Below are 13013 nucleotides of genomic sequence, written 5' to 3' on the forward strand. Positions count from 1 at the left end.
TTACGCCTCCACGGGTTGAATGCGCGTCGTGCGCGGCAGGCAGACAAATCTGTCGGCGGATGTCAGGATGACGTCGACGCCGCGCGGGAAAATGGCGTTGTTCTCCGCCCACAGTCTCGGGAATATGTCCGGCAGGCCGGTGGGGCTGATGATGTTGACGTGGCGGATACCGGGGCCGGAGAGCAGCAATTCCCGTCCCCCATCCAGATCAGGCAACTCGATGATGAGCGTGGTGGAGCGGTCGGGATATTCCTGACTTCCCTGGGCGAAGAGACCGAAGGAGGCTATGGCGCTGCCCGCTTCGATGACGGCGAAATGCGCTACGCTTTTTTCTTCGGTCGGGACCGCACCGGTATGAAATCCGATCCAGCCGGGGACGGTGGTTTTTCGTAGCGCGCCGCTCAGCCAGACCGGCGTATCGTGATCGCAGAGCGCCAGCAGAACCGCGCCGGTGGCGAGGGCGAGAGGCGATGGCGGGGCGACCGCGGTTTCGATTGTCTGCGGCGTGCCCGGCCGGGCCATGCCATCCATGAGTTTCTTGAAAATCCGTTGGGAATCGAAGACGGCATCGGAAAAACCGCCCGTCAATACTTCGGCCTTGACGCTCATCAATCCTCTCCTCGAACCATGGTGAAGAAATCGACCCGGGTAGCGGCGGTCTCTTTTGTTTTCCTGTCCTTCTCTTCGGCCAGTCGTTTCTCGACCGGTGAAAGAAGCTCGGTCTCGACAAAGCCGCGGGTCGGGCTTTCCTGCCAGAGCGCATCGAAAACGGCGGCGTACCAGGCCTTCTTACGGCCGGTGCCGAGAACATGGGCGTGACCGACGGTGCCCGAGGCAAGCTTGACGGTTGCCCGGGTCACGGTCGTCTCACCCAGATTGAAGGGCGCACCGCCGCCGCCGATGCGGCCCTTGACCATGACGAGGCCGGTTTCCGGCCCGCGCACATTTTCCGTCCGGGGACTCTCATCCTGCCGGTTCCAGACGGTTTCGAGTTCCTGCACGGTGGCGCGGGCAAGAAGCGCCGCCACCCGCTTTCTGTCTGCATGCAAGTCTGCAGTTTCGTGAATCATCGCTTGACCTCTAATGTCTATTGATATAGACAACTATACAATATAAGGTACATTTAACGTTCGTGAATGACAAGCGTGTGACATGGGCCCTTCGGCAGCGATGAAAAGAAAGAACGGCGTGGCGCTCTGGCGGCAGATCGCCGACAGGATCAGAGGCGAGATCGCGGCGGGCGATCACGATGAAACCGGCATGTTGCCGCCGGAAATGGCGCTGGCCGAAAAATTCGGCGTCAACCGTCATACCGTCCGAAGCGCCATTGCCGCACTCGCCAGTGAAGGCATCCTCGAGCCGGTGCAGGGGCGTGGCACCATGATCGCCCGCAAGGAGCGCCTGAGTTTTCCGATCTCACGGCGCACACGGTTCACGGCGGGGATCGCCGATCAGGTCAAGGAAATGGAAGCGCTGCTTCTGTCCCATACGACCGAACCGGCAAATGCCGATCTGGCGGCGCGGCTGCAATTGCCGGCGGGTGCACAGCTCATACGTCTCGAAACGCTGCGCAAGGCCGATAACCGCCCGGTTTCCCGTTCGACCACATGGTTCCCGGCGGATCGTTTCGCCGGAATAGGTGAGGCCTATCTTAAAAGCGGCTCGATTACGGCTGCCTTCAATATGCTGGGGGTGGCGGATTACGTGCGTATTTCCACCGTCATCTCCGCCAGCCATGCCGACACGCAGGATCTGGCCGATCTGGAGCTGTCGCCGGGTGCAATTCTGCTCGTCACCCAGGCGCTGAATGCCGATATGGATGGCGTACCGGTGCAATATGCCATCAGCCGTTTTTCGGCCGATACGGTCGAATTCACGGTGGAGAATTAAGCCGAAAGCTTACTCCGCCTGCGAAAGCCCCAGCACATCCAGCATCGAATAGAAGCCCGGCTTCTTGTCGAAGGCCCAGACGGCTGCAGCAATCGCGCCGCGTGCAAAAATGGAGCGGTCGCCGGCATAATGCGAAAGCTCCACGCGCTCGCCCTCTCCGGCGAAGATCACCGAGTGTTCGCCGATCACCGAGCCGCCACGCAGCGTGGCAAAACCGATGGTCCCCGCTTCACGCGCACCCGTATGCCCGTCGCGCACGCGAACGGACGATGTGGTGAGATCGACCTTGCGGCCCGCCGCCGCCGCCTCGCCGAGCAGAAGGGCGGTGCCTGAGGGCGCATCCACCTTGTGCTTGTGGTGCATTTCAAGGATTTCGATATCCCAGTTCTGCGCATCCAGCGCCTGCGCCGCCTGCTGTGTGAGAACACTGAGCAGGTTGACGCCGAGGCTCATATTGCCCGACTTGACGATGCGCGCATGACGCGATGCGGCCTTGAATTTTTCCTCGTCCGCCGGTGAGCAGCCCGTGGTGCCGATCACATGCACGATGCGGGCCTGCGCGGCGAGGCCGGCAAAGGTGACGCTGGTTGCCGGCGAAGTGAAATCGATCACCCCTTCCGCATGCAGAAATGCCTGCAACGGATCGCTGGTGATCTCGACGCCGATCGGGCCGAGCCCCGCGATCTCGCCCGCATCGCGGCCGACAAAGGCCGAGCCTTCGCGCGCGACGGCGGCATGCAGCTGGACGCCGGGCGTCTGGTGAATAAGGCGGATCAGCGCCTGTCCCATGCGGCCCGCCGCGCCGACCACCACCAGTTTCATGCCGCTGCTGCCCATGCTGTCACTCACTTTTCATCTCGGACGGATCGAGATCCGCCGGTATCTGTCGATTGATGTTTTCTACAGCGACGTTAAAGACCGCCCGCCCGCTTCGCAAGCATCACATAAGAACAGGCAGGGCGATCAAGCCCTCCAGCGTCGTCCGTCCAGCGACAGGCCGAAATCGGACGGCGTTCTCGAATAGGTGGCAAGCCCGGAAAGCGCCGCCTGCGGATGGGTGACGACGAAGGTGGGAATGGTCCGCATCAGTGCGCTGTGCGGCGCCTTGTCTTCGAAGGCGGCCCGGAATTCCGGGCTCTTCAGCGCCGGGATGATCTTCTGCGAAATGCCGCCGGCCAGATAGACACCGCCCTTCGCCATGAATATCAGCGCGAGGTCACCGGCCACGCGGCCGAGATAGGTGCTGAAAAGGGACAGGGTCTCTTTCGCCTGCCGGTTCTCGCCCGAAAGGCCTTGCGAGGTAATGTCGGCCGGATCGGAAAAGACAGGCTCGATGCCATCGGCGGTGCAGACGGCTCGGTAAAGATTGACAAGCCCGCGCCCGCACAGGATCTGCTCCCCGGCGACACGGCCCTCGATGGTTTCGATATGCGGGAAAACCGCATAGTCACGCGCGCTTCTCGGGCCGATATCGATATGGCCGCCTTCGCCGGGCACCGGGAACCACATATGGCGGGCGTAAACCAGCCCGGCGACACCAAGTCCCGTGCCCGGTCCAAGAACGACGCGCGACGCCAGCACATCCTTGCGGCCGGAGCCGATGGATTCGCGGTTGTCGTCGTCAAGCGCTGCAATCGCCAGAGCCTGCGCCTCGAAGTCGTTGATGACGATGACATCCTTCAGGCCGAGATTGGCCAGCATGTCCTTCGGCCTGACGACCCAATGGCAGTTGGTGAGGGGAATCTCGTCACCTTCGATCGGGCCGGCAATCGCAAGAATGGTCGAGACCGGCTGGAGCGAGGTCTTGTCCAGAACTGCCTGCTGGATGGCGTCGTCGATGGTCGGATATTCCGCCGTCTTCACGGTGGTGAGGTGCACCGGTTCGGCAAAGGAATCGATCAGAATGGAAAAGCGGGCATTGGTGCCGCCGATGTCGCCAAGAAGGATCGGAAAGGACAGATATTCGGTATCGGACGTCTTCGGCATTGCCTGTTCCATGTTGGGAGGTTCAGTTGGCGACGTGGAAGTCGATGAGATTTTCTGCGGTGGCGCGGTTGAGCGCCATGGGAATATCGTAAACCGTAGCAAGCCGGGTCAGCGCCTTCACATCAACATCATGCGGCATGGCCGTCAGCGGGTCTGTGAAGAAGATCAGCATATCCACCTCGCCGGTGGCGATCATCGCGCCGATCTGCTGGTCGCCGCCGAGAGGTCCGCTTTTGAGGCGAATGACTTCAAGACCCGGACAGGCTTCCTGTACCCGTCCGCCGGTGGTGCCGGTGGCGACGATCCTGAAACCGGCAAGCGCTTTCTGGTGATGACGGGCGAAATCCGCCATATCGTCCTTTTTCTCGTCGTGAGCGATGAGCGCGATACAGCGTTGTCCTTCCATGGTCCCAGCCCGTTCCATCAAGAATTAAATCGATTTGAAGCCTTCTATAACAGCTTGCCGCCATTTGAAAAGGGAAGCTGTTGAATGCCCCATTTCTGTTTCAGTTCAATGTCGGGCGCTGGGTGGGAAGCGGAATATCCGAAGGCGGCTGCAGGGCGGGGGCTGCCTGAATGACCTGTTCCACGTTTTGCTGGCGCGTTGCCGGAGCAGGCGAATAGGCCTGAGCTGCAAGTCCCTCGGGATTGGCGGAAGGGGCGGCAGCCACGGCGGCGCAGGCCGAGGGCAGATCGGAAACCATGACCGGGCGCGGTTTCACCGGCTTGGCATTGGGGTCCTTTTTCGGCGGCGCCCATGGTTCCTTGCTGAACCACCAGGCAAGCGACTTGTCGCAGCCGTCGCCCTTGCCCACGGCCGCCTGCGGTTTGCAGTTGGGCGCGCCGGGCGGGCATTCGAGACGGATGTGGAAATGCTCGTCATGGCCGTAGATTGGCCTGATCTTGCCCATGAAGGTGCGGTCGCCGGTCCATGTCTGGCAGAGTTTCTGCTTGATGGCCGGGTTGACGAAGACACGCTCCACCTGCGGGTAGCTTGCTGCCATCATCACCAGCCGGGCATTGAGCGGTGACCACTTGCGGTCATCGACCGTCAGGAACTTGCTCTTGTCCAGCATGGAGATGAAAGGCACCGTTTCGCGCTGCTCCACGCTCAGCCGTGGGCTCGGCATCGGTCGCCACCATATGTCCACATCGAGGCCGATCTGGTGCGACGCATGGCCGGTCAGCATCGGCCCGCCGCGCGGCTGGGAAATATCGCCCAGCAGCAGGCCCGGCCAGCCGATCTTCTGGGCATCCTGCGAAAATTGCTCGAGGAAGGAAATCATTTGCGGCTGGCCCCAGCGCCGGTTGCGGGAAAGGCGCATGGCCTGCCAGCCGGGACCGTCCGTCGGCATGGCGATGGCGCCGGACTGGCAGCCCTTGGCATAGGAGCCGATCGGCTGCGAGCCCATGGCGGAAGGCAGCACCATGTGGCCGAACACTTCTTTCGCGGGCCTGTCCTCGGCCGATGCGGTTTCCATCTGCAACTGCAGCGCGGAGACGACCGAAATCGCCAGCATGGCCGCCTTGAAAACTCTCGATGATCCCGCCGTCATATAGTCGTGCCCGTCCGATCAGATGATTCTCTTCCCCTCAAGATAAACTGGAACGCGATTTTGTTGAAACCATGTTTCGCCCCGCATGTTGCAAAGCGGGAGGATAAAGGCGCGGATAAAGAGCTTGTGAGCCAGCGCATCTGTTTTTTGCCAATCTTTGTTTTATGCTCTCTTCAACAAACGCGAAAACAGGGACATTCCCCCGATGATATTGGCACCACTGAAATCCCGTCTCCTCATTGCTCTTGCGGCATCCGCCCTGCTGATACCGGCGGCGGCCTTCGCACAATCGGCCGATGTGTGGCGAAAGGGGATTTCGACGGTCGGGGAACTGAAACATCCCGATGGCTTCGATCATTTCGACTATGTGAATACAAAGGCGCCGAAAGGCGGCACCCTTCGCCTGTCGACGGCGGGCACCTTCGATACCCTCAATCCGCTGCTCGCCAAGGGCGAGGCGGCGACCGGCCTTTCGCTGGTTTTCGATACGTTGATGAAATCGACGGAAGAGGAGCTGTCGGCCTCCTACGGTCTTCTGGCCGAGGGCGTGAGCTACCCGGACGATATTTCGAAAGCCACCTTCCGGCTGCGCGCCGAGGCGAAATGGGCCGATGGCAAGCCGGTGACGCCGGAGGATGTCGTCTTCAGCTTCGAAAAAGCCAAGGATTTGAGCCCGCAGCTAGCGACCTATTACACCCATGTCACCAAGGCGGAGGTGAGCGGCGAAAGGGATGTCACCTTCACTTTCGATGAAAAGAACAATCGCGAATTGCCGCAGATTGTCGGGCAATTGCTGATCGTTCCCAAGCACTGGTGGGAGGCAGCCGGCCCGGATGGCAAGCCGCGCGACATATCGCGCGGCACGCTGGAACCAGTCATGGGTTCCGGCCCCTACAAGATTGCCTCAGTCTCTCCCGGCTCGACAATCGCTTACGAACGCCGCGACGACTACTGGGGCAAGGACGTCAATGTGAATGTGGGGATGAACAATTTCAAAACCATCGCCTACACCTTCTTCGCCGATCAGGATGTCGAATTCCAGGCCTTCAAGTCCGGCACCGTGGATTTCCGCCAGGAAGCCTCCTCCAGCCGCTGGGTCACGGGCTATGATTTTCCGGCCGTCAAGGAAGGCCGCGTCAAGAAGGAAGAACTGCCGAATATCTATCGTTCCGTCGGTATCATGCAGGCCTTCGTGCCGAACATGCGCAGGGAGAAGTTCCAGAACCCGAAACTGCGCAAGGCGCTCAATTATGCTTTCGATTTCGAGGAGCTGAACCGCACGCTGGCTTACGGCCAGTTCCAGCGCATCAACAGCTTCTTCATGGGCAGCGAGCTGGCCTCTTCCGGCCTACCGACCGGTCGCGAGCTGGAAATCCTTCAGGAACTGAAGGATCAGGTTCCGCCGGAGGTCTTCACGACAGAATATCGCAACCCCGTGGCAGGCGACCCCACCAAGCAGCGTGACAATCTGCGCGAGGCGGTCAAGCTGATGAAGGAAGCCGGTTACGAGCTGCGCGGCAACCGCATGGTCAATGCCAAAACCGGACAGCCGCTCGATATGGAGTTTCTGATCGATTCCGCCGGCATGGAAAGAACCATCCTTCCCTATGTCCAGAACCTGAAGAAGATTGGCATCAACGCGACGATCCGTACCGTCGACGCCTCGCAATATACCAACCGCACCCGCAGCTTCGATTATGACGTGATCGTCAAGCTCTGGGCGACCTCGGCGAACCCCGGGAACGAACAGGCGGATTTCTGGGGCTCGGCCGCCGCCGACCGGCAAGGGTCCAATAATATTGCCGGCATCAAGAACCCGGCCGTCGATGCGTTGGTCAGGAAGGTCATATTTGCGCCCAACCGGGATGAACAGGTGGCCGCCGCACGCGCTCTCGACCGGGTGCTTTTGGCGAACAGCTATGTCATCCCGCAATTCTATCGCGGTGAGATGTTCATCGCCTACTGGAACACGCTTATCCGTCCGGAAAACCTGCCCCAATATGGTGTCGGTTTTCCCGATGCATGGTGGTCCAGCCAAGCCGGAAACTGACGCCGGCCTTGCTTTCGTGGCGAAGGCTTGATTCACATAGGGCGAGACGAATCGCTTAAAGCGCAGGCAGGCGCTTTCAGGAAAGGACCGGGTTTGACAGAAACGAAAACCGCTGACGTACCGGCCGGGAGCAGAGGCTGATGGGCGCCTATATCCTCAGACGTCTGGCGCTGATGATCCCGACCATCATCGGCATTATGGGCATTTCGTTTCTCGTCATCCAGTTCGCGCCGGGCGGGCCGGTGGAACAGGTCGTCGCGCAATTGACCGGGCAGGGCGACAGCGCCTCCGACCGGCTTTCGGGCGGCGGCGATCTCATGGGCCAGTCCGGCGGTTTCGATGACAGCGGTTCGAAATATCGCGGTGCGCAGGGTCTCGATCCGGAACTGATCGCGAAGCTCGAAAAACAGTTCGGCTTCGACAAGCCGCCGCTCACCCGTTTTCTCGAGATGATGTGGAATTATATCCGGTTCGATTTCGGCGACAGTTTCTTCCGCAATTCCTCGGTGATCGATCTCATCATCGACAAGCTGCCGGTGTCCGCGTCGCTCGGCTTCTGGATACTGATCATTTCCTACACCATCTCCATTCCGCTCGGCATCAAGAAGGCCGTGTCCGACGGCTCGACCTTCGACGTCTGGACCTCCGGCATCATCATCATCGGTTATGCCGTGCCGAGCTTCCTTTTCGGCATTCTGCTCATCGTCCTCTTCGCCGGCGGGTCCTTCTTCGACTGGTTCCCGCTGCGCGGTCTGGTGTCGGATAATTTTGATCAGCTGAACTGGTGGCAGAAGATCATCGACTACTTCTGGCACCTGACCCTGCCGCTCATCGCACTGTCACTCTCGGCCTTCGCGACGACGACGCTTCTGACCAAGAATTCCTTCATCGACGAGATCAAGAAGCAATATGTCATCACCGCCCGCGCCAAGGGCCTCACCGAGCGCAGGGTTCTTTATGGTCATGTCTTCCGCAACGCGATGCTGATCGTGATCGCCGGTTTTCCGGGCGCCTTCATCTCGGCCTTCTTCACCGGCTCGCTGCTGATCGAGAATATCTTCTCGCTCGATGGCCTCGGCCGCCTCGGTTATCTCTCGGTCGTCAATCGCGATTACCCGATCGTCTTCGGCACGCTCTTCATCTTCTCGCTGATGGGTCTCGTCGTCGGCCTGATTTCCGACCTGATCTATACATGGATCGATCCGCGCATCGATTTCGAGCGGAGGGACGTGTGATGACGCTTACCCATACCGCCGAAACGGAAACGCCGGTAAAACCGAAGCGCCCGTGGTTTTCGCCCACGACCAAGCGCCGCTGGCAGAATTTCAAGGCAAACCGGCGCGGTTACTGGTCCTTCTGGCTGTTCCTGCTCCTGTTTTTCCTGAGCCTGATTGCGGAATTCATTGCCAATGACAAACCCATTCTCGCTTCCTACAAGGGCGAGTTACTGGTGCCGGTCATGGTCGACTATCCGGAGGAAAAATTCGGCGGCTTCCTGGCCCAGACCGACTACAAATCCTCCTTCATTCAGGATGAGATCAACGCCAATGGCTGGATGATCTGGCCGCCGATCCGCTACTCCTATCAGACGGTCAATTCCAATATTCCCCATTCGGCGCCCACCGCGCCCTTCTGGCTGATGGATAAAAAGGATCGCTGCTCGGCCTACCCGCAGGGCAATGCCGATCCCGGCTGCACGCTTGGCAATCTCAACTGGCTCGGAACCGACAATCAGGCGCGCGATGTCACGGCGCGGATGATCTACGGTTTCCGCATTTCCGTACTTTTCGGCCTAACGCTGACCATTGCGTCGGCCCTTGTCGGCGTTACCGCCGGCGCGATCCAGGGTTATTTCGGTGGCTGGGCGGACCTGCTGTTGCAGCGTTTCATCGAAATCTGGTCGTCCATGCCGGTGCTTTATATCCTGCTCATCATCGCGGCCATCCTGCCGCCGGGCTTCTTCGTGCTGCTCGGCATCATGCTGCTTTTTTCATGGGTTGGCTTCGTCGGCATTGTCCGCGCCGAATTCCTGCGGGCCAGAAACTTCGAATATGTCCGCGCCGCCCGCGCCCTTGGCGTCGGCAACTGGACGATCATGTTCCGCCACCTTCTGCCCAACGCCATGGTGGCGACGCTGACCTTCCTGCCCTTCATTCTCTCCGGATCGATCACGACGCTCACCTCGCTCGATTTTCTCGGCTTCGGCATGCCGCCGGGATCGCCGTCGCTGGGCGAGATGATCGCGCAGGGCAAGAACAATCTTCAGGCCCCCTGGCTTGGCCTCACTGCGTTTTTCACCATGTCCATCATGCTCTCACTGTTGATTTTCGTCGGTGAAGCGGTGCGCGACGCCTTCGATCCACGCAAGACGTTCCGGTGATCGCCATGACGGAAACAAAGACCCAACCGCTTCTCTCCGTCCGTGATCTCTCCGTCGCCTTTCATCAGGGCGGTGCGACGAGCATCGCTGTCGACCACGTCTCCTTCGATCTGATGCCGGGCGAGGTCGTCGCCCTCGTCGGCGAGTCCGGTTCCGGCAAGTCCGTGACGGCGAACTCCATTCTCAAATTGCTGCCCTATCCGGCGGCAAGCCATCCTTCGGGAAAAATCCTGTTCGATGGCAAGGATATGCTGACTTTGCCGGAACGCTCCCTGCGTGCGGTCCGAGGCAACGACGTCACCATGATTTTCCAAGAGCCGATGACCTCGCTCAACCCGCTCCACACCATCGAGCGGCAGATCGGTGAGATTCTGGAGCTGCATCAGGCAATCACCGGGGCGCAGGCGCGGGCGCGCACGCTGGAACTTTTGCTGCAGGTGGGTATCCGAGAACCGGAAAGGCGCCTGAAGGCTTATCCGCACGAATTGTCCGGCGGCCAGCGGCAGCGCGTGATGATTGCCATGGCGCTCGCCAACCGGCCGAAACTGCTGATCGCCGACGAACCGACGACGGCGCTCGACGTGACGGTTCAGGCCCAGATTCTCGAGCTGCTCGGCGATCTGAAAAGGCAGCACGGCATGTCCATGCTGTTCATCACCCACGACCTCGGCATCGTTCGCAAATTTGCCGATCGCGTCTGCGTCATGACCAAGGGCAAGATTGTCGAGACCGGCACTGTGGAGCAGGTCTTTACCGATCCGCAGCACGCTTATACGCGCCATCTTCTGGCGGCAGAGCCGAAGGGCGAGCCGCCGCATTCCGACGCCAGCAAACCCGTGGTCATGCAGGGCGACGATATCAAGGTCTGGTTCCCCATCAAGGCGGGACTGATGCGCCGGGTGGTCGACCATGTGAAGGCGGTGGACGGCATCGATATCACCCTTCGCGCCGGCCAGACTGTGGGCGTGGTGGGCGAATCCGGCTCCGGCAAGACCACGCTCGGTCTGGCCCTCTCGCGGTTGATTGCGTCTGAAGGGCGTATCAGCTTCATCGGCCAGTCGATCGACCACTATTCCTATGAAATGATGAAGCCGCTCAGAAACCGGCTGCAGGTGGTGTTTCAGGATCCTTATGGGTCGCTCAGCCCGCGCATGTCGGTCGGCGAGATCGTCGCCGAAGGCCTGAAGGTGCATGAGCGGTCTCTGTCTGCCGACGAGCGCGATACGCGTGTCGCCACCGCGCTGGAAGAGGTCGGTCTCGACCCGGCCACCCGCTGGCGGTATCCGCATGAATTTTCTGGCGGCCAGCGCCAGCGCATCGCCATTGCCCGCGCCATGGTGCTGAAACCGCGTTTCGTCATGCTGGATGAGCCGACCTCCGCGCTTGACATGAGCGTGCAGGCGCAGGTGGTCGATCTCCTGCGCGATCTGCAGGCGAAGCACGAACTCGCCTATCTCTTCATCAGCCACGATCTGAAGGTGGTGAAGGCGCTCGCTAACGACCTGATCGTCATGCGCCATGGCAAGGTGGTGGAGAGCGGCCCGGCGGCGGAAATCTTCGCTGACCCGCAGCAGGACTATACCAAGGCGCTGCTGGCGGCCGCCTTCGACATCGAGGCGATGAAAACGAAGGCGATAAGCCAGTAGGCGGCATTGCTGTTTCTGTTAAGGTAATGATTTTTCTGTTGCTTCGCGGAAAATGCCGACCCATGTTGAGGGGCATGTGACGCGGAAACGGATTGATTGCCATGGCAGCGGATGTGATCGTTTTGGGGGCAGGGATCATCGGGGTCTCCATCGCCCTGCAACTGGCCCGCAGGGGTAAGTCGGTGGTACTGGTCGACCGGCGCGGACCGGGTGAGGAGACCTCGTTCGGCAATGCCGGGCTGATCCAGAGAGAAGGCGTCGTGCCTTATGCCTTCCCGCAGGATCTCGCCCTGTTGCTGCGCTATTCCCTGAACAACAGCATCGATGCCCGCTATCATCTCTCCGCCCTGCCGAAGATCGCGCCTTTTCTCGGCCGTTACTGGTACAATTCCGCAGCCTCGCGCCACGCGGCAATTGCCCGCGCCTATGCGCCGCTGATCGAGCATTCGGTTTCGGAGCACAATATCCTGATCGAGGAGGCGAAAGCCGGTGATCTGATCGTCAAGAACGGCTGGATGGAGGCCTACAGGACCGCCGCGAGGCGGGATGCCGATTTTGCTTTCGCCGAGCGTCTGGCGCGCGACCACGGTATTTCCCATACGAAACTCGACGCCAAGGAGCTTGCCGCAGCCGAACCGCATCTGAGCCATGATTTCGTCGGCGGCCTGAAATGGAACGATCCCTGGTCGGTGCGCGATCCTCATGCACTGACGCTCGCTTATGTCCGGCTGTTCGAGAGCCTCGGCGGAAGCTTCGTCAGGGGCGATGCCTCCACCCTCAGCCAGACGGTGAGCGGGTGGACGGTGCGCACCGAAACCGGCGCGGTCGAGGCCGAACATGCCGTCGTGGCACTTGGCCCCTGGGCGGACACCGTCACGGAACGGCTGGGTTATCGCTTTCCACTTGGCGTGAAACGCGGTTACCACATGCATTATGCGCCGCAGGAGGGCACGAAGCTCAATAACTGGCTGATCGACGCCGAGCGCGGTTATTTCCTCGCGCCGATGCGAAAGGGCATCCGCCTGACGACGGGCGCGGAATTTGCCGAACGCGATGCACCGAAATCTCCCGTGCAGATCGAGCGGGCGGAGCGGGTGGCGCGCACCGTCTTTCCTCTCGGCGGCCGGCTGGATGCGGAACCGTGGATGGGTGCGAGGCCCTGCACGCCGGATATGATGCCTATCATCGGCAAAGCGCCGCGCCATAAAACATTGTGGTTTGCTTTCGGCCACGCCCACCATGGCCTTACACTTGGGCCGATCACCGGCCGTGTGCTGGCGGAAACCATGCTTGGCGAAACGCCGGTTATCGCCATCGACGCCTATCGCCCGGAAAGGTTCAATCCCTGATAGCTAAATCCGCTGGCCTTCCGGGGACAGGCCACGTAACATGGTCGCATGCTGGAGCGGGATGGCGAAAAGTGTAAGCGGTTTTCGCCTGAAATCCCGTTCTAACTATATAATTTAGATCATGTAATGATCTAAAGGGAAAAGGGGCAAAACGTC

At 60.4% G+C, this 13013-nt stretch carries 12 protein-coding genes; 6 read left to right on the forward strand and 6 right to left on the reverse strand.

Going from position 1 to position 13013, the window contains the following annotated elements; all coding sequences use genetic code 11:
- Positions 1–609, reverse strand: coding sequence for a phosphonate C-P lyase system protein PhnH (phnH, locus tag ACQZ5K_RS00565; RefSeq protein WP_448739375.1), 609 nt, complete (start codon positions 607–609; stop codon positions 1–3).
- On the reverse strand, positions 609–1070 hold the full coding sequence (gene phnG, locus ACQZ5K_RS00570) for a phosphonate C-P lyase system protein PhnG (protein ID WP_448739376.1): 462 nt from the start codon (positions 1068–1070) through the stop codon (positions 609–611). Before phnG ends, phnH begins: the two co-directional genes overlap by 1 nt.
- 82 nt (positions 1071–1152) lie before the next feature.
- Between phnG and phnF the strand changes: the two genes are divergently transcribed.
- On the forward strand, positions 1153–1890 hold the full coding sequence (gene phnF / locus ACQZ5K_RS00575) for a phosphonate metabolism transcriptional regulator PhnF (protein WP_448739377.1): 738 nt from the start codon (positions 1153–1155) through the stop codon (positions 1888–1890).
- A gap of 9 nt (positions 1891–1899) precedes the next feature.
- On the opposite strand, the gene dapB is transcribed toward phnF, so the two are convergent.
- The 4 genes from dapB to mepA form a co-directional block, all read right to left on the reverse strand.
- On the reverse strand, positions 1900–2727 hold the full coding sequence (dapB, locus tag ACQZ5K_RS00580) for a 4-hydroxy-tetrahydrodipicolinate reductase (protein ID WP_035240383.1): 828 nt from the start codon (positions 2725–2727) through the stop codon (positions 1900–1902).
- Positions 2728–2853: 126 nt separating this feature from the next.
- Positions 2854–3876 (reverse strand): glucokinase, encoded by a 1023-nt coding sequence (locus tag ACQZ5K_RS00585; RefSeq protein WP_059759115.1) that lies wholly within the window; start codon positions 3874–3876, stop codon positions 2854–2856.
- A gap of 22 nt (positions 3877–3898) precedes the next feature.
- Positions 3899–4282 (reverse strand): methylglyoxal synthase, encoded by a 384-nt coding sequence (locus tag ACQZ5K_RS00590; protein WP_003524431.1) that lies wholly within the window; start codon positions 4280–4282, stop codon positions 3899–3901.
- A gap of 100 nt (positions 4283–4382) precedes the next feature.
- Positions 4383–5432, reverse strand: coding sequence for a penicillin-insensitive murein endopeptidase (gene mepA / locus ACQZ5K_RS00595; protein WP_448739378.1), 1050 nt, complete (start codon positions 5430–5432; stop codon positions 4383–4385).
- Between the two features lie 205 nt (positions 5433–5637).
- On the opposite strand from mepA, the gene ACQZ5K_RS00600 reads away from it, so the two are divergent.
- From ACQZ5K_RS00600 to ACQZ5K_RS00620, 5 genes are all read left to right on the forward strand, one after another.
- Positions 5638–7482, forward strand: a complete 1845-nt coding sequence (locus ACQZ5K_RS00600) for an extracellular solute-binding protein (protein WP_448739379.1) — start codon at positions 5638–5640, stop codon at positions 7480–7482.
- Positions 7483–7622: 140 nt separating this feature from the next.
- Positions 7623–8717, forward strand: coding sequence for a microcin C ABC transporter permease YejB (locus ACQZ5K_RS00605; RefSeq protein ID WP_448739380.1), 1095 nt, complete (start codon positions 7623–7625; stop codon positions 8715–8717).
- On the forward strand, positions 8717–9862 hold the full coding sequence (locus ACQZ5K_RS00610; protein WP_448739381.1) for an ABC transporter permease: 1146 nt from the start codon (positions 8717–8719) through the stop codon (positions 9860–9862). Before ACQZ5K_RS00605 ends, ACQZ5K_RS00610 begins: the two co-directional genes overlap by 1 nt.
- A gap of 5 nt (positions 9863–9867) precedes the next feature.
- Positions 9868–11508 carry an ABC transporter ATP-binding protein gene (locus ACQZ5K_RS00615; protein WP_448739382.1) on the forward strand — a complete coding sequence of 547 codons (1641 nt, stop codon included), beginning with the start codon at positions 9868–9870 and terminating at the stop codon, positions 11506–11508.
- Positions 11509–11609: 101 nt separating this feature from the next.
- Complete coding sequence (locus ACQZ5K_RS00620) at positions 11610–12857, forward strand: NAD(P)/FAD-dependent oxidoreductase (protein ID WP_448739383.1); 1248 nt, start codon at positions 11610–11612, stop codon at positions 12855–12857.
- The last annotated feature ends 156 nt before the right edge of the window (positions 12858–13013 follow it).

This window comes from Agrobacterium sp. 22-226-1, from assembly GCF_053522345.1.

Excerpts from the sequence above, each read along its gene's own strand:
- phnH (WP_448739375.1), bottom strand. The coding sequence starts at position 609 with ATGAGCGTCAAGGCCGAAGTATTGACGGGCGGTTTTTCCGATGCCGTC.
- phnG (WP_448739376.1), bottom strand. The coding sequence starts at position 1,070 with ATGATTCACGAAACTGCAGACTTGCATGCAGACAGAAAGCGGGTGGCG.
- phnF (WP_448739377.1), top strand. The coding sequence starts at position 1,153 with ATGGGCCCTTCGGCAGCGATGAAAAGAAAGAACGGCGTGGCGCTCTGG.
- dapB (WP_035240383.1), bottom strand. The coding sequence starts at position 2,727 with ATGGGCAGCAGCGGCATGAAACTGGTGGTGGTCGGCGCGGCGGGCCGC.
- ACQZ5K_RS00585 (WP_059759115.1), bottom strand. The coding sequence starts at position 3,876 with ATGCCGAAGACGTCCGATACCGAATATCTGTCCTTTCCGATCCTTCTT.
- ACQZ5K_RS00590 (WP_003524431.1), bottom strand. The coding sequence starts at position 4,282 with ATGGAAGGACAACGCTGTATCGCGCTCATCGCTCACGACGAGAAAAAG.
- mepA (WP_448739378.1), bottom strand. The coding sequence starts at position 5,432 with ATGACGGCGGGATCATCGAGAGTTTTCAAGGCGGCCATGCTGGCGATT.
- ACQZ5K_RS00600 (WP_448739379.1), top strand. The coding sequence starts at position 5,638 with ATGATATTGGCACCACTGAAATCCCGTCTCCTCATTGCTCTTGCGGCA.
- ACQZ5K_RS00605 (WP_448739380.1), top strand. The coding sequence starts at position 7,623 with ATGGGCGCCTATATCCTCAGACGTCTGGCGCTGATGATCCCGACCATC.
- ACQZ5K_RS00610 (WP_448739381.1), top strand. The coding sequence starts at position 8,717 with ATGACGCTTACCCATACCGCCGAAACGGAAACGCCGGTAAAACCGAAG.
- ACQZ5K_RS00615 (WP_448739382.1), top strand. The coding sequence starts at position 9,868 with ATGACGGAAACAAAGACCCAACCGCTTCTCTCCGTCCGTGATCTCTCC.
- ACQZ5K_RS00620 (WP_448739383.1), top strand. The coding sequence starts at position 11,610 with ATGGCAGCGGATGTGATCGTTTTGGGGGCAGGGATCATCGGGGTCTCC.